Here is a 22,028-nt window from a genome sequence, read left to right as displayed (position 1 = left end):
AAAACGTTTTCATGCAAAGGGGGAGAATTTCGTGTCGACTATAGAGGACGTGGCGAAATTAGCGGGGTTATCAAGGACAACGGTTTCTAGGGTGATTAATAATCATCCATATGTTTCAGATGAGAAGAAAAAAAGGGTTCAATTAGCAATGAAGCATTTAGGCTTCGTTCCTAATTCTGCGGCGAGAAGGCTTCGTAAACAAAAAACGGAAACAATTGCGGTGCTAGTTCCAAGGATTACAAATCCTTTCTTCAGTCGATTTATTGAAGCAATCGAGATTGCTGCTTCTGAACATAAATATAAACTGATTATTTGTCAAACAAGATATTTACCGGAAAAAGAGATGGAGTATTTACAATTATTATCTACGAAACAAGTAGATGGGATTATTCTATGTTCACTAGAAAATCCGTGGGAAGATGTAGAGCCATACTTACAGCACGGTCCAATCGTGTTGTGTAATGAATATATTGAGGAAGCAAATATTCCAACAGTGAAGTTTGATCATGCGCAAGGAGCATACATAGCTGCGAAGCATGTGTTAGATCAAGGATATCGTAATCTTATTTTTTGCCGTGGTAACGAAACCAAAGTCGTTAGCCAGCAGCGAAAAATGGGCTTTTTACGTGCAATAACTGAGAAGAGCCGCCAAGTAGAAGCGATTGACTTTCTTGAAAACGCTTTCTCTTGGGAAGATGGCAAACGAATATTCCATGAAGTATTAAAGGACAAAAAAAATCCTACCGCGATTTTGGCAGGAGGCGATGAGGTAGCAGCTGGAATTATCTCAGAGGCGAAACGCCATAACTGGAGCATTCCAGATGATCTCGCTGTTATCGGTTTTGATAATCAAATATTATCGCAGATTACAGAACCAGGTATTACGACAATTGAACAGCCAATTGATGAAATGGCCCGAAAAGTTGTCGACCTAATGATGGATAAAATTCATACGAAAAATTATCGAAAAAAAGAATTGTATGAGTTTGAACTGGAGCTCTTGGTGAAAGGTTCAACGATGAAGGATAAGATGTTATTAGCCTAGTAGACTATGTCTGCTAGGTTTTTTTCTGTTCACAAACTACTATTCTTCATGAACGCAATCATCACATTTGTTATGGTATGCTTCGTGCTGCTCATCAATTTCTTTCCCGCAGTGCGCACAAGTTTTCGTCGGTAAATTTCTGAAAAACTCCATTGGTTGATCGATCATGTCAATCCCTCCATTTCCATTTCTTACTATCATTGTATTAGTACAAAAAATAAAAGTCAACAACTGTTTTATAACAAAATTGAAAATTAATGAAAAAGTTTAGGAAATGGATTATAGTTAACAATGTAGGATGTAAGCAAAACATGCATTTCTACTCGGTTTTAGAAAGGATGGATACATATGAAAATGACTGTTGTCGGCTTTTGGGGCGGCTTTCCAGAAGCGGGAGAAGCAACGTCGGGGTATTTGTTTGAACACGATGGTTTTCGTTTACTTGTAGACTGTGGTAGTGGTGTACTAGCACAGCTTCAAAAATATATAACACCGTCTGATATAGATGCAGTTGTACTGTCGCACTATCATCACGATCATGTTGCAGACATTGGGGTATTGCAATATGCGAGACTAATTACGAGTGCGACAACAAGGCAACTACCAGAACTACCAATATACGGTCATACGTTTGATGAGAATGGTTTCCATTCTTTAACACATGAACCGCATACGAAAGGAATCGCGTACAATCCAGAAGAAACACTTCAAGTTGGACCGTTCTCGATTTCGTTCTTAAAAACTGTTCATCCTGTTACATGCTTTGCGATGCGTATTACAGCTGGAGATGATGCTGTAGTATACAGCGCTGATTCAAGTTATATTCCTGAGTTTATTCCATTCACGAAAGATGCTGATCTTTTCATTTGTGAGTGTAATATGTATGCACATCAAGAGGCTGCAAAAGCAGGGCATATGAATAGTACAGAAGTAGCAAGTATTGCAAAAGATGCGAATGTAAAAGAACTTTTATTAACGCACTTACCGCATACAGGCAACCCATCTGATTTAGTAACAGAAGCAAAACAAATTTTCAGTGGTCACATTACGCTAGCGCATAGTGGCTACGTATGGAACTCATGAGGTGATACGATGTTATTTATTGATAATAAAGGAATTACAGATCCTAGAATAAACTTAGCGATTGAAGAATATTGTGTGAAAAATTTAGATATTAACGAAACATATTTACTGTTTTACATTAATGAGCCTTCGATTATCATTGGTAAAAACCAAAACACAGTAGAAGAAATTAATGCAGATTACGTAAAAGAAAAAGGTATTCATGTCGTTCGTCGTCTATCAGGCGGAGGCGCAGTATATCATGATTTAGGAAACTTAAACTTCAGTTTTATTACGAAAGATGATGGAGACAGTTTCAGTAACTTCAAAAAATTCACAGAGCCTGTAACGAAAGCGCTTAGTAAATTAGGTGTAAATGCAGAACTAAGTGGTCGTAACGACATTTTAGCTGAAGGTAGAAAAATTTCAGGTAACGCGCAGTTCTCAACGAAAGGTCGTATGTTCAGTCACGGTACGTTACTATTTGATTCTGAAATCGATCACGTCGTATCAGCGTTAAAAGTAAAAATGGATAAGATTCAATCAAAAGGAATTAAGTCAATCCGTAGCCGCGTTGCGAACATTACAGAGTTCTTAAACGAAAAAATGACGACAGAGGAGTTTAGACAACTTCTTCTAGAAACAATTTTCGAAGGAGAAACAGAAATCCCAACGTATGAATTAACAGAAAATGATTGGAAAGAGATCCACAAACTTTCTGAAGAACGTTACCAAAATTGGGATTGGAACTACGGAAAATCACCGAAGTTCAACTTACAACATTCACACCGCTTCCCAGTTGGACAAGTTGATGTTCGTCTTGAAGTGAAAAAAGGAACAGTAACAGAATGTAAAATTTACGGCGACTTCTTCGGTTCACTAGATGTTCATGATATCGAAGAGCGTCTAACAGGCGTTCAGTTCGATAAAGATGCATTCACTGCAGCTTTAGAAGGCGTAGATATTGCACGCTACTTCGGTAACATTACAACAGAAGATTTCTTACATTTATTCTTCTAAAAATGAGGGAGGCTTCCATAACGGGCAGCCTCTTTCTTTTTGCGTAGATTGTCAGGTTTTGTCGGTAAGTCGATATATTTGAAAAATCGCCGATATAAACCGAGTTGCGCTGATATATTTGGAAAATCGCCGATATAAATTGAGTTGCGCTGATATAACTGAAAAATCGCTCATATAATTTCATTTACCAAAAAACATAAAATCACAGGACATTTGCCCCTCGTAAAGGAATATATATATTCAAAAGGAGGCGAATCGAAATGAAAAGGATAATGTACGTTGTATTATTACTCAGCTTCGTCGTCGGAATGACAGCGTGTAGCAGTGGATCGCCCTCAAGTCGTACAATTTTGTCTATCGGAAAACCAGCGGAGGATAATGTTATATATTTTACGCATACAGATAACAAACGAAAGATACATGATATACAAGACATGTTTCAAAATAAGAAGTGGAAAAGAAATGAAACATTCAGCACTGTTAATAAAACACCAGATGTCATCTTATCAATAGATGAAGACAATACAGGGTTACCGACATTATATGTTACAGTTTATTTTCATGAAGATGGAGCGGACGCTCTTAACTTGCACGGAGAGCATACGACGTTACAAAAAGAGGAACTTGATAAACTTAGAAAAAAGATGAGTGCATATTATCCTAAAATGATTTTTGGTCTAGTGTTATAAATTACTTGTAAATAAAATCTCCTTATTTTTCCAAAGTAAACTAAGAGAAGGTGATCTGTCTATATGCAGTTAATAGAATATCACTTGCTACTTTAATTTTCTTTTAATATAATTAATTTAGAATTTTTAAATATTCTAAATTTTATAAAGGTGGGGTTTTTGTGAATCTCGTTCAATCTTTGGCTGAAACGGCAAAAAAGAAGGGGGATAAACCGGCTTATATATTTATGGATCAGTCGGTCTCATATGACCAATTAAACAAAATGGTCACAAGGTTTTCTAGCAATTTAGCAGAAATGGGCATTGGAAAAGGGGACAATGTCGCATTAGTTGTTGGGAACTCACCACATTTTTTGGTCGGTTTATACGGAACAATGAAAGCCGGAGCAACTGTTATTCCAGTTAATCCAATTTATACAGCAGACGAAATGCATTATATTTTACAAAATGGAGATGTAAAAACAATCATCGTACTCGACGTCCTTCTACCTGTTATACAATCTCTTACAACAAGACTTCCTTCATTAGAAAACATCATCATATGCGAAACCTCATCAGATTTTAACCATACAGAAACCGAAAAAATGAAAACGTTTACTAGTTTTGTGGGGACTGGAGATACAACTTACGAAGGTCCTGAACTAGATGAAGAAGATGTAGCGGTTATTCTATACACTTCGGGCACAACTGGAAAACCGAAAGGCGCTATGCTTACACATAAAAATTTATATAGTAATGCGAACGATGTGGCGTCGTATTTACAATATACGGCTGATGACCGCGTTGTTGCGGCACTGCCTATGTTCCATGTATTCTGTTTAACAGTTGCGGTAAATGCACCGATTGTGAACGGGGCAACGATTTTAATGTTACCGAAATTTAGTCCGAAAGAAGTATTCCGTATTTGTCGCACGTACGAACCAACGATCTTTGCTGGCGTACCGACGATGTACAATTATTTATATTTATTTGAAGAAGCAAGTGCAGAAGATGTGAAGACGCTTCGCCTTTGTATTTCCGGTGGTGCATCGATGCCTGTTGCTCTTCTGCAAAACTTTGAAAAACGTTTTAACGTTATTGTTTCAGAAGGATACGGTTTATCAGAAGCATCACCAGTTACTTGTTTCAATCCGCTAGATCGTCCTCGTAAACCAGGGTCGATTGGCACAAATATTTGGCATGTAGAAAATAAAATTGTAAATGAACTTGGGGAAGAAGTACCTGTCGGCGCAGTCGGCGAATTAATCGTTCGCGGACCTAACGTTATGAAAGGATACTATAATGCACCAGAAGATACAGCTGCGACATTGAAAGACGGCTGGCTATATACAGGTGACTTGGCGAAAATGGATGAAGAAGGTTACTTCTATATCGTTGATCGTAAAAAAGATATCGTCTTAGTTGGCGGTTATAACGTATACCCTCGTGAAGTAGAAGAAGTATTATATACGCACGAATCAGTAGCGGAAGTTGTTGTAATCGGTGTTCCTGATGAAAACTTAGGAGAAGCAGTGCGAGCTTACGTCGTTCTGAAACAAACGAACGTAACAGAAGAAGAACTAATGCATTACTGTACGTTACATTTAGCGAAATATAAAGTGCCGAAAAGCATTGAGTTTTTAATAGAATTACCGAAGAATACGACGGGTAAGTTGTTAAGAAGAGCATTGAGAGAGAAAGCGATGCAAGTGTAATGAAGAAAAGGTCTCCTAAAAGATATTTTAGGAGACCTTTTCTTTGTTTATCGTAATAACTTTTTCTCATATGAAATGTAGTCGGAAGTTTGTATATATAATAGCGGAGCGTGTTCAACTATTTGATACGAGTAGTAATGAAGCTATTTCTCTTACTTTCTTAAACACAGTTATTACAATTAGAAAACCCACATTTATGCTATTCCAATGAAACTCAATGTATTAGCTTCATTGGAATACTAGAACAAAAGTGAATGTAAAAGTTTAGTTGAATCATGTTCATATTCTGTTGTTAGTAAATAATAATAGATGTGATTATTGTAATCTTAAATTATATAACAGAATTAATTATCTGTAATGATATTTTAAAAATTGTTATTGAATTGTCGTATTTTGTGCACAAAATCTTCAAAACTTTAAAACTGTATTTACTTTACTCTTTAGTTTATATAAATTGTGATATGTAACATTATATATGTTAAAAATATTTCAGTGAGGTGAGTTTATGGAAGGTAAGAAACAAAGAAAGTGGTATCAGTATTTAATCCAACTTATCGTAGTTGCATTAATTGTTACTTCTATACCACTGAATGGGTTGGCAGAAACGGCACCACCGTTTACACCATCTCCAAATTCAGAACAAACTCCAGAAGTGGAAAAGAAAGAGGAGCAGGAATTACCAGCTCCACATCCAGATCAATTAAAGAAGGATAAGGCTAAAACACAGGCGAGTCCGACTGAGATTGTAGAAGAAAGAACGGAAACCGAAAAGGTTTTTGATAACAATGATGGTACTTTTACAAAGAGGGTATATACGGAACCGATTCATGCAGAGAAAGATGGAAAGCTAGAAGAGGTTTCGCCAAAATTAGTAGAAGCACCAAATGAAAAAATTGTAACGGAAAATACAACATTAGAACCAGAGTTCGAGAAAGCGACACAAGATGGAAAGTACGTTCAATTTAAAGTAAAAGATCATACGATTCAGTATAAACTAATAAGTGCAAATGGTGAAAAAGGTGAAATGAAGCCATCACCAGTAACCGCAACACATGAAAATAATACAGTATGGTATAAAGGGGTCTTCCCAAATATTGATTTAAAGAGTACGACATTCAATGAAAATGTAAAAGAAGATTTTGTATTACGTGAGTATACAGGACACCACATTTTTACATTTGCATTAGAAACAGATTTAACACCTAGCTTACAGGAAGATGGTTCAATCGACTTCCAAGATGAGAAAAAAGAAAAAGTATTCACATTGCCGAAACCATATATGAATGATTCCAATGTGGATCAGCAATCAGGTGAGGCTGTAACGTCAGATGCGGTTCGCTACAATATTGAGAAGAAAGATGAAAAAACATATACATTAACTGTTACTGCAGACCCGCAGTGGCTACAAGCACCAGAGCGAAAATATCCGGTATATGTAGATCCTTCAATTGAATTGGATAATTTTGAAAATGCTTACGCTTCAAGTGCGTATCCAACTGTCAATTATTCAGGGGGAAAACTTTGGGATTCAGGTCAAAATGCTTATACGTTAAAAGTTGGATATTATGATGGAGCATCTGGAACTAATTTTTCATTTATTAAACCAGATGTTTCAAACTTAAAGGGTGCAAAGATTGAAAGTGCAACATTCCATGCCTATGCAGTTTGGCATTATTATGCGAATCAACCAAATGGTGTTTGGTTAGATGAAGTAACAAGTGGATGGAATGTTGGAAGTGTAAACTGGAATAACAAACCAGGTTCTAACAACATTGCACACGCTGATGTGGGCCGCGGAAAATGGGCCCAGTTCAATGTAACGAATACAGTGAAAGCATGGGTAGAAGGCGCGAGACCAAACAATGGCTTTAAGCTACATGCAAATGGTAATGGTCAAAACCATTGGAAGAAATTCATTGCAGCTGAAAATGGAACGAATGCACCATTCTTGGAAGTGAAATATTCCTACGCAAAACCGAATAAGCCAAGAGTACAAGCTTACTCAAATGGGAGTGGGAGTGGTTCAGGTCACTTCAATGTACAATGGGACGCAGTTCCAGGAGCAACAGGTTATAAAGTTGCCATTTTTAATGGATATGACTATGAATATATTCCTGTTGGGAATGTGACAAGCTGGACGACGAAAGATAAAAAAATATTCCCGACGCCAGAAGAAATTGCACAAGGGCGTTACTGGATACATGATGATGGAAAAGGTGCAGAAGCGCCTACTAACCCAGGACAAATATATAAAAATGCTTACGAGTCAGGAGGTCCGTACGGGGATTATAGCGGAAGAAGTAGCTACTGGATTCGTATTGTAGCAGAGTATCCGTTTGGGGATAGTCCACTTTCAGATGAAATAGTTCCATTTATTCCATTAGAACAAGTGAAAAAGCCAGACGGGTCAGCCTATATTAATGCGACAGATAAGGAAACAGGATATGTCACATTAAAGTGGGATGCAGTTCCAGCGGCTGCAGGCTATAAAGTTTGGATTTATAACGGAAAAGATTACGAAGCGTTCGATGTAGGGAATAAAACAAATTGGACAACGCAAAATGAGAAAATTTGGCCAACGAAAGATGAAATTGCAAAAGGCCAATATTTACTTCATCATGATAAAAAAGGTGCAGAATTAGCAGTTGATCCATCACCTGTGTATAAGAATTCTGGCGGAATTTATGCTGGCTTTAAAAATTATTGGTTCCGTGTAACAGCGTATAGTAAAGCCGGACATGCTGAAAGTGAAATTTCGCATGAGTTTGTACCTAAATTTGCTCAAGACTTTGGGTTTATAGGGATGTTTGATTACTGGGCATCAGTTCCGGTACTAAATGGTAAAGTAAATGCTACAAATGGTAACTTTATCATGAGTGAAAAAGATATTACGTTATCAGGGCGCGGACCGGATGTATCAGTGGAAAGAACGTATAATAGCCAAAGTAAAAAAGTAGGTTTATTTGGTACAGGTTGGTCTAGTGGATTAGAAGAAAGAATTTTGGCTGAAGGAAATGGAAACTTACTATTAATTTCTGCCGATGGCGCAAATATTACTTTTACTAGAACGGGAGATAATACGTATCAAGCCCCTACTGGTATATATTTAGAAATTAAACAAGTATCAGGCGGATATGAAATAAAAGATAAAGACCAAACGGTTACTTTCTATAAATCTGGAGATGCACAAGGTCGTATCCAGTATACAAAAGATAAATACGGAAATACGACGACATATGAGTATGATGGTGAATCACGTTTATCAAAAGTGAAAAATGCTTCTGGCAAAGAATTAGTCGTACAATATGATGGAAATAATAAAAAAGCAGCAAGAGTAATCGGCCCAGATAGCAAAACGATTACATTTAAATATGATGGAGATCTACTCGTTTCTTCTACAACTCCAGAAGGAAAAGTATACAAATATGGATATGATAATGGGGTACTGACATCTATTTATGACCCACAACATACAGATGCAAAACCATATAAAACATCGTATGCATATGAGAATGATAGATTAGTAAAAGTAACGGACCCATTAGGGAAAGCTACGACATTAGCATATAATACAGATGCGAAAGAAGTTACGTTAACGAATCCTAAAGGACGTAAAACTGTTTATACGTATAACGATGCTGGAAACCCAGTCAAAACAGTTGAAGATTCCGGACGTCTAAATTTAACAACAACATATGAATATAATGCAAATAACCTAGTAAAAACAACAACTCCTAAAAATCAAACAGAAACAGCGACCTATGATGGTAATGGGAACGTAACTTCTGTTACTGATGAAATGGGAACAGAAAAGTTTGAGTACAATAAAGACAACGGGCTTATAAAAGCGACAGATAATGAGAATCGTGAAACAACAGTTGCTTATAAGGCTGCAAATACAGAAGTATCTGAAACAGACCAAGCAGCAAATACATCATCTTTCATGCAGTATGATCAGTTTGGAAATCCAATTGCGACAACTAGAGAGCTGGGAACAGGAGAAAACCTGATTCAAAATCCAAGCTTTGAAATGAATGGTACGGAAAAATGGGTACCAGTAAATGTGAATAATTCCGGATCTATTACAAAAGATGCAACATCAGCACCAGGTGGTCTGGGCGGAGAATCATCACTTAAAATTTCAACAAAAGCAACGAATAATGATTGGGGCTATATTGCTGCAATTCAAGAAGTAACGTTAGAACCAAATACAACGTATACGTTAAGTGGTATGATGAAAACGGATTTAGCCAATGGTGCCGCTTTCTTCAATGTACAGTTATTAAATGAAAACGGTGCTGGTGTAGATGGTGGATGGCATGATACTCGTCACAATAAAGTTCAAGGAACGAGGGATTGGGTTAACCGTCAAGTTACTTTTAAAACAACAGAACAAACGAGAAAAGTAAAAATCTATTTACAAGTAGAAAATGGCGGTTCTGCTACGAGTGGTTCAGTCTGGTTTGATAAGATTCAACTAGAAAAAGGTGAAGTTTCTTCTAGCTTTAACCCAATTGAAAATAGTAGTTTAGAAAATATGGCGGGAAATGGCTGTATGCCAGGTTGGATTAGAGGAGATGGAACAAGCTGTGATCCGAAAGATGTTTCTCAGCAAGAGAGCTTTACGGGACATTCATCTATTGTATTAGAGCGTAGCCAATATGGTGGTTCAGATGTAGGATATGGCAAGCATATCACTATAAATCAGAAAAAAGCAGAACCAATTACGCTAACAGGAATGTCTAAATCAGTAAATGTAGAAAATACTGCACCAGATAAACTCTCTCGAGATTACTCTATTTGGGCAGATGTACATTATCAAGATGGTAGTGGGGAAAATTTCCAAGCGAAATTCCCAAGTGGGACAAATGATTGGAATCGTAGTGCGGTTGTAATCCCTGCCACTAAACCAATTAAACGTATGGAAGTTTATATGCTCTTTAGAAGAGAGAATAAAGGGAAAGTTTGGTTTGATGATATACGCCTATTAGAAGGAAACGCTCTTATAAAAAATGAGTACGACAACGATGGAAATGTTGTTGCTATGTATGATGAAGAAGGACAGAAAAATACATTCACATACGATGCATCAGGAAATAAAAAGAGTGAAACCGATGAAAAAGGAAATACAAAATTATATGATTACAACAAAGATAATCTATTAACAAAGGTTACATTAAAAAATGGTACCTCTGTAAATTATCGTTATGATCATAATGGAAACACAACAGAAAAATCTGTCATGTTTGGTGGGAAAACACAAACACACAAATATGAATATGATGTAGATAATAAAAATACAGTATATATCGATGCGTTAAACCGTCGTATTGAAAATACGTACGATGAAAATGCAAACAAGATTAAAACAAAAATGCCAAACGGCTCTATTCTAGAATCTGTATATGATACAGCAGATCGTGTCGTTGGTGAAAAGCGCAACGGAAAAGATTCATTTACATTTGAACGTGATCAAAATGGACAAGTTACGAAAGTAAAAGATCTTGTCAATGGTGTAGAACGCACGAAAACATACGACAAGGCTGACCGCGTTACAAGTGCAACAGATAGCCGAGGCGGAAAAGTTGACTGGGCATATCACGACAAAGCAAACAGTAAGACAGAAAAATTAAAAGAACAAACAGTAACGCAAGGTGGATACACAAATAAAGTATCGTATGACTACAACACGTTAGATCAAAACATACGTGTGACAGACGGTTCGCAAACGTATCGATTTGATTATGATGATCAAGGAAATGTTCGTACGTACACAGCTGGTAATGGTTCAGGTTCTACCTTCAACTATGATCATGCGAACAAAATTAAAGATTTAGTAGTCGGTACATCAAACAGTATTCTTCTTTCTGAACGATATGAATATGATCAAGCAGGTAACCGTACGAAGATTAAACATGAAGGTGCGGGCGGAAAAGTAACGGAAACAAACTTTGTATATGACCCGATTAACCAACTATTAAACGAGGCATTACCAAACGGAACAACTAAATCATACACATATGATGGATTTGGAAACCGTACAAGTGTGAAAGTTGTAGAGAATGGAAAAGAAACAAAATCTATAGCGGCAACATTCAATGAAGGAAATCAGCTTGTCAAATTCGGAAATGAATCATTAACATATGATGCGAATGGAAATCGTACATCTGATGGAAAGTACAAGTATACATGGAACGAAGATGACCAACTTGTAGCCATCACAAAACAAGGTGAGAGCAATGCATTCGCAACTTATAAATATGATGACGATAATCGTCGTATTGAAAAGAGTGTAAATGGTCAAGTAACACGCTACTTTTATAATGGAGATAGTATTAGTCCATTATATGAGACAGACGGAAATGGCAATGTTCTTCGTCAATATGTATACTCTGTAGACGGTTCACGTTTGGCAATGAAGTCAAAAGGACAAACGTTATACTATCACTATAATCCTCGTGGTGATGTGGTTGCGATGACAGATCAAAACAGAGAAGTTGTAGCAACATATGAATACGATGCATGGGGTAATGTATTAAAGAGTGATACAAAAGGTATTGCAGCAGATAATCCATTTGGATATGCAGGATACATGTATGATAAAGAAATTGGAATGTATTATCTGATGGCACGTTATTACAATCCAGACCATGGTGTGTTCGTATCGATAGATCCTGACCCAGGTGATGATGACGATCCGGTTACACAGAATGGTTATACGTACGCGGATAATAATCCATCGATGATGACGGATCCAGATGGTCATTCACCAACGTTAATAATTAATGCTGGTTTTGCAATTTACGATGGATATGGTGCATATAAAGCAGGAAAAGGCGCAAAGGGAATTGCTATGGCTGCGGCTAAAGGTGCAATAGGTGGTCCAAAGCTTAAAGTATTTAAAGCAGCAAGAAAAGCAATGCGTATAGATAAAGAAAATGTAAAAAGACTTAATAACATAAAGAAAAAACCAGGGACGTATGTTATTGATTTCGAAAAGGGATATAGGTATATTGGAAAGGGAACTAGAGCGAGGGCTCAACAGTCAGCAAAAGACAAACACAAAGCATATGGTACCAAACCAGTTTCTATTGCATGGAAACCAGCAAAAAATAGTGATAGTGCATTTATAAGAGAGTATCATATAATGAGGAAAAATAATTTCCCAAATAATAAAATGTTATATAATAAAATAAATAGTCCTGGTAAGAAAAAATATTACCAACAAAAGAATAGAAGAAGATAGGGTTTGAAAATTAAATTTTGAATTTGTATAACTATAAAAGCGGGTTGTTTCAGCTCGCTTTTATGAAGTTTATTAATTTGTTTGAAAAATATATTAAATAAAAATGATATTGAGGAATAATATATGAAATATATTAATGGTTTTTATGTAAGAGAAGACATATATGGTGAAACAGTGCTGGTATCTCAAAAAAATTTAAAGGAGTGTATAGAATATATAAATACATCTAATGTTTTTGGAGTACAAATAAATGATATGTATTATGAAATGGAAGATTTAAATTTTTTGAAGGATTGTAAAAATATTATTCACCTATCGTTAGATAGCATCTATTTAAAAGATATTTCGAGTATATATGATCTGAAAAATCTTAAGGATTTATCAGTAGCTGAGTCTAATTACAAATTAGAGTTAAATAAATTAACAAATTTAGAAAGCTTGTCTATGTATTGCAATAAAAAGTTGACAGGCTTACAAGAACTTGTTAATTTAAAATCACTTTCTTTATGGAAATACAGCCCTAAAAATAGAGATTTAAATGAATTGAAAAATTTGCGGAAATTAGAGGAATTAAGAATTACACAATCTAAAATAGATACAATTAGTGGTGTGGAAAATTTCGAGAGTCTAAATTCGTTAAAATTAAATTATTTACGTACATTAAAAACGATAGAATATTTAAAATATGGAAGTAGAAAATTATATGATTTAGAAATTGAATCTTGTAAAAATATCGAAGATTTTTCCGTTATTCAATATTTAAAGTCTTTAGAGATCCTAAAGTTTTTAAGTTGTGGGGATATGCCTACAATAAGTTTTATAGAATCTTTGGATAGATTAAAGCATTTTTCTTTTGTAGGAAGCAATATTGTAGATGGTGACCTTAGTATCTGTGAAGAGATAGAATTTGTTAGCTTTACAGATAAGAGACATTATTCGCATAAAAATAGGGATTTTAATGGTATATAGGAGGGATTATAATGAAATTCCCAAAAGATGAAGATGGACAAGTATTAAATATGTTATACAAGCAAGGGATAGATTTTAATAAAAAACATATAGTAGATTTTTTTATTGTAATTCCTGATCAAGGTAATGGAGAAAAAATAATTGGCAGACTACAAGATCTGGGCTTAAATTGTGAATTAGATTATAATGAAGAATTTGAAGATTGGACATGTACTTGTTCTAAAGAAATGTTCTTAATTTATGAGGATATTGTAGAGATGCAAAAGGAATTGAGTACCCTAAGTGATGCGTTTGGTGGATATACAGATGGTTGGGGGACTTTTGTCTAATAATGAGTTTGTTTATGATAATATGCTAAATTAGACTGGGTAAAGAAATATTTGTGGAAAGAAGAGCTATTATTTGCTCTTCTTTCTTTATGTATAAATGGATTTTGGGTAGTGGAATCAGAAAGACAAACGTCTATCACTACAACCCTCGTGGTGATGTAGTTGCGATGACAGATCAAAATAGAGAAGTTGTAGCAACGTATGAATATGATTCGTGGGGCAATGTAATAAAGAGTGATACGAAAGGTATCGCCGCAGAGAATCCATTTGGATATGCGGGATACATGTATGATAAAGAAATTGGGATGTATTATCTGATTGCGAGATACTATAATCCAGAACATGGTGTGTTTTTATCGGTAGATCCTGATCTAGGTGATGAGGATGATTCAGTTACAATGAATGGGTATACGTATGCGGATAATAATCCGGTTATGATGGTAGATCCAGATGCTCATTTAGCGTGGTCTGTTCCAGTAGCTAAGCTTGCTGTAAAGCAGCCATTAAAGTACAAATATAAGAAAACAGTAGCAGGTTAAATCACTGAATATACTTAAATATGCCATAAATCAATCAATTGGCCGTAATGGTGTAGGAGTATCATCTAAGGTGATTTTAAATGCTGTTAAAACTGGCGAAAAAGTGCGGTAGAACTAAATATACTAGTAAACAGGCTGTAGTAGTTTTAAATAAAAAAGGTAAAGTAATTACAACTTTTGCTAAAGGTTCAAAATACATAAGGAAAGGAAAAAATAAGGTTGTTTAAATTAAATAAAGAGATGCAGATTTTATTGAAACAGACATTAGAATCACAAAATAAACATTTACTATGGTTAAATGTTTATGAAGACTTAAGTATGATAGAAACTGAAAAAATAAATAAATTGAGAGATATTATAGTAGATGAATTAATGGAAAAAGGTTTTGATGAACGAGACAATATAAACGATTTGGGAAGAGCATTAGAAGAGCTAATTGATATCTTAGGAAATTTAATACCTTAGAAAATGTTAAGCTGTATGGCAATGTTTTTAGCAGATGGAAAGTTCCGTTAATTACAGAATGAAAGATTATATAACTTTTAACAATGCGCTTAATACGAGTGTAGCTATGATTAGAGAGTTTTGTATGTGTAAAATAACTCTAAAAATATAAGGATATATTCTGAGGGCGTATGATTATATAGTATATTTATTGATTCGAATCTTTAAAAGGAGAGGAAACATGGAGAAAATAATAGGGATTATTCTGATTATAGGTGGTATGATTCCATTAATTTATGCAATGATACAAATCTATCGGCAATGGAAAGAAAAAGGGCCTTCTTTTGCTCTTAAATCAATAATTTTCTTAGCCGTAAGCATTTTGCTAGATACTGCAACAACTATTATATTGTGTATAGTAACAGTATTCATTGGTATTTGTTTAATTATCTACACATAATAAGTTCAAGAAGGCTAACTTATCGATTGTTACTAATTGGAGGGATTGGATGAACTTCATTTTACATGGATCTAAACATACAGTTTTAGCTTCCGTTTTTGACTCATTTCAAGGTAGGGAAAAAGAGTTTGATTGGCTTATAACAGACATGGAGATTGTCGCACATCAGGAAGAGAAACTTATCCGAGATTATCCTAAAATGTCGTATCCAATAGTTTGGATAGCAGGTGAAGATCTCTCAGATCTCGTAAAGAAATATAATCCTCAATTTATTTGGGGCGTATTATCTGCTTTTGATAAGTCTATAAACATTGATATTAATAACTTGCTTGTAGAACCCTATGCAAATGGAAACGAAGAACTCTGGGTACCAAGTCCAAATATTCAGCATCCCCAAGCAACACTTGAGATTGTTTGTTGGGATTCGCATGTAACGCTTTTTTTTAGTAAAGATGAGGACATCGATGATAAATTTCAAGACTATTTCAAGTCCGCTAAAAAATTGGATTGTTAAATAGGTCGTCCTTGAGTAATAAAATGAATGTATGAATAATAATCTCTTTGATGATTATTGGAATATTAGCTAGTATTTTTGAAAAAGTAACTTGTAAAATTTCGGAGTGAATTGTTAACTTTTGATGCAATAGGAAATCGTAAATAAATTTATGAAGGAGAATTTAGAGTTGGTAGAGTTTTTTGAATATTTATTAATTTTGGTTTTAAATATGCTAGTAGCATCTATCGTATTTTTACAAGAGTACTGCATAGGTAGTATAAGACTGTCTCATTATAGGAGAATCTTTGCTACGGTCATGGCTATACGTTCATTAGTGAGTATATGGATCATTTACCCTATGACAGCTACTCTGTTAGGGACGCTAAATATTTTAGTGATTCAATCAATTATATTACTTTTCCTTTGGGGGCTTATGCAGTGTGTAAAGAAGTACAGAGGAAAGTGGTATATTACAATGATTGCACTTATTATTTATGGTCTTAGCTGTTATTTTCATATTATGTATGCGAAAACTGTATAGATAATGAGGAGGGTATTTGTAGACCTAGTTACATGATAGTAAGAATCTTTAATGAAAATTAAAAATGATGTCAAAAGGGAGACTAAAAGTGCTTATAGAATTTTTAGAATTCATTTCTATCTTGGCTTTAGTAGTTGTATTAACATTAACTGTTATGTTGCAAGATATATTTTTTATAAATATAAATAAACAATATACTGAAACACGTATTGGGGCGATTATTTTTTGTATTCGGATGTTGTTCGGGACATGGGTAGTATTTGTTACAGAAACTACTATAATTGCTGTCTCAAAAGTGACTGCAATTCAATTAATTATTTTACTTCTTATTTGGGCATGCTCGAAGTATGTACAAAAAAATAGTGAAAATTGGCTAATTACTATAGTTGCTTTTGTTATTTATGGTGTTGGTACATACATGTATATTCAGTTTGCTTTTAGAGGCTATTAATATATCATCAGAAAAGTTAGTGGTTAGAAAGATGCATTTATTAAATGTTTGTATGAAGGAAGAGCGAATATAGGCTCTTTTTTCTTTATATATAGGATAGGACATGTATCTAATCCTCGTGGGATAAATCAAAATAGAGAACGGAAGGAATTATATGAACAAAAAAGAATTAAAATTAAAGCTACTGCAAGGTCTAGGTGAAGAGTTAAAAGAAAACGGTTATAAGATTAGGATTACACAACAAGACCTGGTGAAAAAATTTGATAAAGGAAAAATCGGTATACATTTAGCCTTTATCAATCACCCAGAAGATTTTCATGTGACGGTGGATGTGGGAATTCGGTTTGACGAATTAGAAAATATGAAAAATCAATGGGCTGACGGTTTAACAATTAGAGAGAAAAAGGAGACCTATACAATTGGAGTTGATTTAGGGAATTTAGTCTATAGAGAGCAAAAAAGGTGGCGTGTTGAAAAGGAAACCGATATTTTTCCTGTTACCATAGATATATTAAAAGAGGTTAAACAGTATTTCATTCCATATATTGATAAGTATGTAGATATGGAAAATGTATTTGATTTATGTGTAAGAGATGATGATGAGGCTGGATTAATAGGGACAATATTTGATGGGACTCGAGCACAAAATGCTATTGGATTAGCCTTGTTATTAAATAAAGAAGAAATGTTAGAACAAATCATTGAGAAAAAGAGAGAGTATTTAAAGACGAGGGATAAATTTGAATTGGAGTTATTTGAAAACTTTCTTTCTAATATGAATCTAGGATAAACAAGGTTAGTTATTCATTTTCGTGATTATAGTGGGGTTAATTGTTTATATCTGGTTTTTCTGGTTAGAAAAACATTAAACTCTAGATTTTCTATTAATCATAAATATTAGTAGCCCCTAGAAGGAAACATTTGACGTTTTTATGATTAGATACAAACTTCGAATGTAACTTATAGGGGTTTTTATTTACAGGTTTTATAATACTGGAAAGCCCATATCGAATTTTAGCCGGTTTGAGATAGTGCCTGCGAGTGATGATGGTGCAATGTAACCTTGAGCAGTAGCGATAGACTTAGCCTTTGGAAGCAAAAACCCCACAGAGTCTAGTCAACTTACCTTTTTTAAAAGTGTATCAAAGAATTATTTATTTGAGCTCAATTATATTATGTGAAATAGGAGTGAGAATCTTGTTCCAAACAATAATTTACGATAAAGCTAAATATCATTATGAAGGAGATTTCCCACAAGAATTACCGATGGAGCAAGCATTTGTACATACTGGAATGTTCTTAGGTTGGATTATTGATAATAATTTATTTAGTGATGAATTTTTAGAAGAGACCGAAGAGGAAATTAATAAATTTAAGCTTAGAAAAATGACTGGGACTCAAGTTTATATGTTCTGGGATGGGGTTTTAAGCGATGACATGTTAAATGATGAAGGGAATCAATTTGCAATAGATTATTTTGATTTTGAAAAAGGTTTATATTTAGATGATTATGATGATGTATTTTTAGAGTGTGATACATTATATCAAGTGCAAGATACTTGGGAAAATTACTTTAAATTAAAAGAAGTGATCGATATTAGGTATACAGAATGGAAAAAACTTAAAAATAACGGGTAAAGAGGACTTTAAGTAATGGAATATTTTTTGTTCCAAATGAAGGTTTATTATATGCTATAGAAAAGGGGAGAAATAATGAAATTCCCAAAAGATGAAGATGGACAAGTATTAAATATGTTATACAAGCAAGGTATAGATTTTAATGAAAAACATATAGTAGATTTCTTTATTGCAATTCCTGATCAAGGTAATGGAGAAAAAATAATTGGCAGAGTACAAGCGCTGGGCTTAAATTGTGAGTTAGATTATAATGAAGAATTTGAAGATTGGACATGTACTTGTTCTAAAGAAATGTTCTTAATTTATGAGGATATCGTAGAGATGCAAAAGGAATTGAATAAACTGGGTGAAGAGTTTGGTGGATATACAGATGGTTGGGGTGCATTTGTGTAATATTGAATTTATTTATCGTGATAAAATAAATTGGACTGAGTAAAGAAACTATTTATGGAAACAAGAGCTTATATAAGCTCTTGTTTCTTTGTATATATTAAGATAGCTTAGTGGTAAAAACGTATATGATATGTGGGGGGCGGGCTGCCTGTAAAAGCCCAATTGGTAAGGGCTGATTAAAGTTTCACTTTATATAGGTTTTGAGAGAGTAAGATATATTGTTTGTAGCAGGATCTTGAAGGAAGGAAGCGTGTGATAATTGGCAATGACGGATGAACAATTCGAGAATTATCTTGTTATGTGTTATGACAAATTAGAAAGTAAACAGCAAAAATTCATTTCGGATTATAATATCTATAACTTTGATGAGTATTGGTATGATCAAGATCAATGTATATTACAGTTTAAAAAAAATGGTCAAGTATTACTTGAATTTAGTGTTGTTTTTATAGGGTCTTGGTCTGGAAAGAGTAACAGTTGGATGTGGTCTTGGGCTAATGAGAATGTGGCTGATTATGCAAGAAGTAAGTCTAACTGTTTGAAAGATTTACAAAAGATTACAGGAAGTGAGGTTTTTATAAATCCACTTTTTGAATGCGATCAAGAAATGGCGTATGAGCTAGCAGCCTTTTCCATTGAATATTTAGATGCAGAAGGAATGTATATGGCACCAGGTGAGAGAAGTGATGTGTTTATGGCTGTTATGTCACCGCATGCGTTGTGAGTAGAGCATATGAAAAATATAGATAAGGTAAAATGAATAAGGAGTACAGTTTAATAAATTATTAAAAGGTATCATAGGTCCCCGATGCATGGTGATAAATTTAAAGGAGTGAATTATATTGCTTGAAGTAAAGTTTTACGATTGGAAAAAAAAACGTCCTAAAAAACATTATTTGCTTGTACATGAAATTAGGATTTTTGAGTTGATTTTCGCAAAGAAAGTTAGCGAGTTTGAGATGGGATTAAAAGAAATTGAGAAAGTTACTGTTTATTGTTTAGCTAAGGAGCACACTGATGTTTCATATAAAGTGAATAGGGCATCGGGTGAAATTAGTATACTGGTTCCTTATGATTTTATGAATTTCTTAACACTGGAATCAGTTGAAGAGAAATACAAAGAGTTTTGCAAATTAGTACGCCAATATGTTGTCCCTAGACTTGAAGAAAACTCTACTCTTTCATCATCTGTTGTTAAAGGGTATATAGAGGAATCTTTAGATGAAATTGTGAAGCAAAACTATGAAGGAATATTTTTAGTTGGGAAGACACCTAAGAAAAGCCCAAGCCGTAAGAAGATAGCGATATTAAAAGGAATTCATCGTGTTAAAGGTTTCCAGCTACGATGTGAAGTGTATGATGAAAAGGGATTAAAGATTCGAGATCAACTATTGGTGGAAGAGGTAGGAAATGAAATGGTGTATGCAAGATTTTTGGGTACATTAAAATGGGAAAGTGAAAATCTAATAGTAGTTCAATCTAAATCCAGTAGTTGGAAAGAAGAAATCTATCTTTAATAACAAGATAGCATTTTATAAAAAAGAATGTTTTTGTGTTGAAGAGATAGCGGATTTTACTTGTATTTGAAAGGAGTAATAATATGGATATGTATGAGCTAGCTACTGGTGTAGATTCAAAAGAAAAATTAGTAGAATTCCTGTTTTATCTTCAAAAAGATTTTAAAGAAAATAAAAATGAGTGGGAGAATATAACGTTAGAAGATTACTTAGAATCATTGGAAGCATGGCTAAATGATTGTGATGGTGCTTTTCAAAATAAAGGTGAAGAGATGCCTAAAAATATATCATGGAATTTCATAGCGACGGTATTACTCGCGGGAGCTTATTATGAATAAGTAAAAAAACGAAGAGTCTAAATAGTCCCTTCGTTTTTTTACTTATTTTTTCTCTACTAACTTTTTATTCTTCCAATCTAGTGTGAACAATTTATTAAATGTTTTTTGATCAACGTCTTTTACGTTGTTTCCAACCCAGTTTGCAGTTCCGAATGTGTAGCCTGGACGAAGTTGGTAGTCGTCGGCGTGTTTTGTATAAGCGACCTGTAAGTTAGATTGATCTGTATTTTTTTCAGAGATAACAACAGCAATCATACCAGGAGAGAAACCGCTATTTGTTAATGCTGGAAGTTGATCCATCGGTATTAAATTACCTTTTGCATCAGATTCATATAGGTATGTGCGAGAGTACATGAACAGTTGGTTTCCATATAAAGAGTGATAGGAGTCACGTGTGTAAATACCCCAGTTTTGATTGTTATATCCGTTAAAGAATACGTTCCACTTTACGTTTTTGTTTGTTTGGTCAATTAAATTTGTTTTATAACTAGTTTGTTTATAGCTTACAGAGTCAGACCAAGTGACTTGACCAGTTGCACCAGCCTCACCGCTAGGGCCATTAGGCGTTACAGAAGCTTTAACAGAACCACCAAGTTGATAAGATACACTAGATGTTACAGTCGTTTCTTCTACAGCATTTGTAGGTGCTACGTTAAAGAAACGAGCGCTGTTATCTTGAAGGTTAAATGCAACATCATATTGTGAAGGATAACGTAATGTTGCACTAGCACCAGGGATTGGGTAGTTATCAATAGGTGCATCACTTATAGTAGGATTTGCTTTTAGAAAACTACCAGTTGTATTAATAACGGCAATCTGTTTATCAGCGCTCGGGTCATCGATAAAAGTTACCTTTAAAGACATTGTCATATTATCAGCTTGATCATTATTAAATGTATTATAGCTCGTATGTGTTTTTGCATTTTGCCCGATATCTGTTACAACTTGTGACGTCGTTTGAGCGTAAGCAGCAGGTGTTGAAAGAGTTACAGCGCTACTAGCAAAAACAGCGGATAATGCTAAACATTTTAAGTATGTTTTAGAACGTTTCATACAATCACTTCCTTTTATCTTTGTCGATATATGTCGTATTACATTTATATCGTAACATGAAAATAAAACGGAATGGATGGTTATGCATAATTGCATAGGTGAGT

22 protein-coding genes and 1 pseudogene are annotated in these 22,028 nt (G+C 34.5%); 21 read left to right on the top strand and 2 right to left on the bottom strand.

Annotated features, from left to right (window positions below; all coding sequences use genetic code 11):
• Nucleotides 1–31 precede the first annotated feature (31 nt).
• Nucleotides 32–1,045: a LacI family DNA-binding transcriptional regulator gene (locus MKY38_RS16460; RefSeq protein WP_000103715.1), complete on the top strand. Its 1,014-nt coding sequence runs from the start codon at nucleotides 32–34 to the stop codon at nucleotides 1,043–1,045.
• Nucleotides 1,046–1,084: 39 nt separating this feature from the next.
• Here the strand turns inward: MKY38_RS16460 and yhfH are convergent, their stop codons facing one another.
• On the bottom strand, nucleotides 1,085–1,213 hold the full coding sequence (yhfH, locus tag MKY38_RS16455; RefSeq protein WP_000567010.1) for a protein YhfH: 129 nt from the start codon (nucleotides 1,211–1,213) through the stop codon (nucleotides 1,085–1,087).
• Between the two features lie 180 nt (nucleotides 1,214–1,393).
• On the opposite strand from yhfH, the gene MKY38_RS16450 reads away from it, so the two are divergent.
• The 20 genes and pseudogenes from MKY38_RS16450 to MKY38_RS16355 all read left to right on the top strand — a co-directional run bounded on the left by MKY38_RS16450 (nucleotide 1,394) and on the right by MKY38_RS16355 (nucleotide 20,871).
• A complete protein-coding gene (locus MKY38_RS16450; RefSeq protein ID WP_000784671.1) occupies nucleotides 1,394–2,128 on the top strand; it encodes an MBL fold metallo-hydrolase in 735 nt (244 codons plus the stop codon).
• Nucleotides 2,129–2,137: 9 nt separating this feature from the next.
• On the top strand, nucleotides 2,138–3,127 hold the full coding sequence (locus tag MKY38_RS16445) for a lipoate--protein ligase (RefSeq protein ID WP_000897287.1): 990 nt from the start codon (nucleotides 2,138–2,140) through the stop codon (nucleotides 3,125–3,127).
• A gap of 260 nt (nucleotides 3,128–3,387) precedes the next feature.
• Nucleotides 3,388–3,816, top strand: a complete 429-nt coding sequence (locus MKY38_RS16440; RefSeq protein ID WP_341049171.1) for a hypothetical protein — start codon at nucleotides 3,388–3,390, stop codon at nucleotides 3,814–3,816.
• 161 nt (nucleotides 3,817–3,977) lie between these two features.
• Nucleotides 3,978–5,510, top strand: coding sequence for a fatty acid--CoA ligase family protein (locus MKY38_RS16435; protein WP_001055175.1), 1,533 nt, complete (start codon nucleotides 3,978–3,980; stop codon nucleotides 5,508–5,510).
• A 43-nt stretch (nucleotides 5,511–5,553) separates the two neighbouring features.
• Nucleotides 5,554–5,721: a hypothetical protein gene (locus tag MKY38_RS16430; RefSeq protein WP_341049170.1), complete on the top strand. Its 168-nt coding sequence runs from the start codon at nucleotides 5,554–5,556 to the stop codon at nucleotides 5,719–5,721.
• 294 nt (nucleotides 5,722–6,015) lie between these two features.
• Complete coding sequence (locus tag MKY38_RS16425) at nucleotides 6,016–12,756, top strand: DNRLRE domain-containing protein (RefSeq protein WP_114555790.1); 6,741 nt, start codon at nucleotides 6,016–6,018, stop codon at nucleotides 12,754–12,756.
• A gap of 123 nt (nucleotides 12,757–12,879) precedes the next feature.
• Nucleotides 12,880–13,725: a hypothetical protein gene (locus MKY38_RS16420; RefSeq protein WP_016117396.1), complete on the top strand. Its 846-nt coding sequence runs from the start codon at nucleotides 12,880–12,882 to the stop codon at nucleotides 13,723–13,725.
• 11 nt (nucleotides 13,726–13,736) lie between these two features.
• Complete coding sequence (locus MKY38_RS16415) at nucleotides 13,737–14,054, top strand: ribonuclease E inhibitor RraB (RefSeq protein WP_341049169.1); 318 nt, start codon at nucleotides 13,737–13,739, stop codon at nucleotides 14,052–14,054.
• 89 nt (nucleotides 14,055–14,143) lie between these two features.
• Nucleotides 14,144–14,820 (top strand): annotated as a pseudogene (locus tag MKY38_RS16410) (RHS repeat domain-containing protein).
• Nucleotides 14,813–15,058: a hypothetical protein gene (locus tag MKY38_RS16405; protein WP_000475564.1), complete on the top strand. Its 246-nt coding sequence runs from the start codon at nucleotides 14,813–14,815 to the stop codon at nucleotides 15,056–15,058. The pseudogene MKY38_RS16410 and the gene MKY38_RS16405 overlap by 8 nt, the downstream one beginning before the upstream one ends.
• Nucleotides 15,059–15,278: 220 nt before the next feature.
• Entirely contained in the window at nucleotides 15,279–15,497 is a 219-nt protein-coding gene (locus tag MKY38_RS16400) for a hypothetical protein (protein WP_000411162.1), read from the top strand.
• A 49-nt stretch (nucleotides 15,498–15,546) separates the two neighbouring features.
• Nucleotides 15,547–16,011, top strand: coding sequence for a hypothetical protein (locus tag MKY38_RS16395; RefSeq protein WP_341049168.1), 465 nt, complete (start codon nucleotides 15,547–15,549; stop codon nucleotides 16,009–16,011).
• Between the two features lie 169 nt (nucleotides 16,012–16,180).
• A complete protein-coding gene (locus MKY38_RS16390; protein WP_000229075.1) occupies nucleotides 16,181–16,534 on the top strand; it encodes a hypothetical protein in 354 nt (117 codons plus the stop codon).
• Between the two features lie 88 nt (nucleotides 16,535–16,622).
• Nucleotides 16,623–16,985 carry a hypothetical protein gene (locus MKY38_RS16385; RefSeq protein ID WP_341049167.1) on the top strand — a complete coding sequence of 121 codons (363 nt, stop codon included), beginning with the start codon at nucleotides 16,623–16,625 and terminating at the stop codon, nucleotides 16,983–16,985.
• 154 nt (nucleotides 16,986–17,139) lie between these two features.
• A complete protein-coding gene (locus tag MKY38_RS16380) occupies nucleotides 17,140–17,775 on the top strand; it encodes a hypothetical protein (RefSeq protein ID WP_098954974.1) in 636 nt (211 codons plus the stop codon).
• Nucleotides 17,776–18,182: 407 nt separating this feature from the next.
• Nucleotides 18,183–18,623, top strand: a complete 441-nt coding sequence (locus MKY38_RS16375; protein WP_000487868.1) for a DUF7832 domain-containing protein — start codon at nucleotides 18,183–18,185, stop codon at nucleotides 18,621–18,623.
• Between the two features lie 75 nt (nucleotides 18,624–18,698).
• Entirely contained in the window at nucleotides 18,699–19,016 is a 318-nt protein-coding gene (locus tag MKY38_RS16370; protein WP_151629374.1) for a ribonuclease E inhibitor RraB, read from the top strand.
• 259 nt (nucleotides 19,017–19,275) lie between these two features.
• A complete protein-coding gene (locus tag MKY38_RS16365) occupies nucleotides 19,276–19,740 on the top strand; it encodes a DUF6882 domain-containing protein (protein WP_341049166.1) in 465 nt (154 codons plus the stop codon).
• A 118-nt stretch (nucleotides 19,741–19,858) separates the two neighbouring features.
• A complete protein-coding gene (locus MKY38_RS16360; RefSeq protein ID WP_341049165.1) occupies nucleotides 19,859–20,533 on the top strand; it encodes a hypothetical protein in 675 nt (224 codons plus the stop codon).
• 83 nt (nucleotides 20,534–20,616) lie between these two features.
• Nucleotides 20,617–20,871, top strand: a complete 255-nt coding sequence (locus MKY38_RS16355) for a DUF7660 family protein (protein WP_070179937.1) — start codon at nucleotides 20,617–20,619, stop codon at nucleotides 20,869–20,871.
• Nucleotides 20,872–20,913: 42 nt separating this feature from the next.
• Here MKY38_RS16355 and cytK2 read toward each other — a convergent pair whose 3' ends face one another.
• Nucleotides 20,914–21,924, bottom strand: coding sequence for a beta-channel forming cytolysin CytK2 (gene cytK2, locus MKY38_RS16350; RefSeq protein WP_000830629.1), 1,011 nt, complete (start codon nucleotides 21,922–21,924; stop codon nucleotides 20,914–20,916).
• Between the last annotated feature and the right edge of the window lie 104 nt (nucleotides 21,925–22,028).

This window comes from Bacillus sp. FSL R5-0585 (assembly GCF_038004545.1).
Taxonomy (GTDB): domain Bacteria; phylum Bacillota; class Bacilli; order Bacillales; family Bacillaceae_G; genus Bacillus_A; species Bacillus_A cereus.
Note: the sequence above shows the minus strand (reverse complement) of the source record. Positions and strands in the feature narration are given on the sequence as shown.

Bases quoted from the DNA above. Each gene is read 5' to 3' on its own strand.
- yhfH (WP_000567010.1), bottom strand. From the start codon at position 1,213: ATGATCGATCAACCAATGGAGTTTTTCAGAAATTTACCGACGAAAACT.
- MKY38_RS16450 (WP_000784671.1), top strand. From the start codon at position 1,394: ATGAAAATGACTGTTGTCGGCTTTTGGGGCGGCTTTCCAGAAGCGGGA.
- MKY38_RS16445 (WP_000897287.1), top strand. From the start codon at position 2,138: ATGTTATTTATTGATAATAAAGGAATTACAGATCCTAGAATAAACTTA.
- MKY38_RS16440 (WP_341049171.1), top strand. From the start codon at position 3,388: ATGAAAAGGATAATGTACGTTGTATTATTACTCAGCTTCGTCGTCGGA.
- MKY38_RS16425 (WP_114555790.1), top strand. From the start codon at position 6,016: ATGGAAGGTAAGAAACAAAGAAAGTGGTATCAGTATTTAATCCAACTT.
- MKY38_RS16420 (WP_016117396.1), top strand. From the start codon at position 12,880: ATGAAATATATTAATGGTTTTTATGTAAGAGAAGACATATATGGTGAA.
- MKY38_RS16415 (WP_341049169.1), top strand. From the start codon at position 13,737: ATGAAATTCCCAAAAGATGAAGATGGACAAGTATTAAATATGTTATAC.
- MKY38_RS16400 (WP_000411162.1), top strand. From the start codon at position 15,279: ATGGAGAAAATAATAGGGATTATTCTGATTATAGGTGGTATGATTCCA.
- MKY38_RS16395 (WP_341049168.1), top strand. From the start codon at position 15,547: ATGAACTTCATTTTACATGGATCTAAACATACAGTTTTAGCTTCCGTT.
- MKY38_RS16380 (WP_098954974.1), top strand. From the start codon at position 17,140: ATGAACAAAAAAGAATTAAAATTAAAGCTACTGCAAGGTCTAGGTGAA.
- MKY38_RS16370 (WP_151629374.1), top strand. From the start codon at position 18,699: ATGAAATTCCCAAAAGATGAAGATGGACAAGTATTAAATATGTTATAC.
- MKY38_RS16355 (WP_070179937.1), top strand. From the start codon at position 20,617: ATGGATATGTATGAGCTAGCTACTGGTGTAGATTCAAAAGAAAAATTA.
- cytK2 (WP_000830629.1), bottom strand. From the start codon at position 21,924: ATGAAACGTTCTAAAACATACTTAAAATGTTTAGCATTATCCGCTGTT.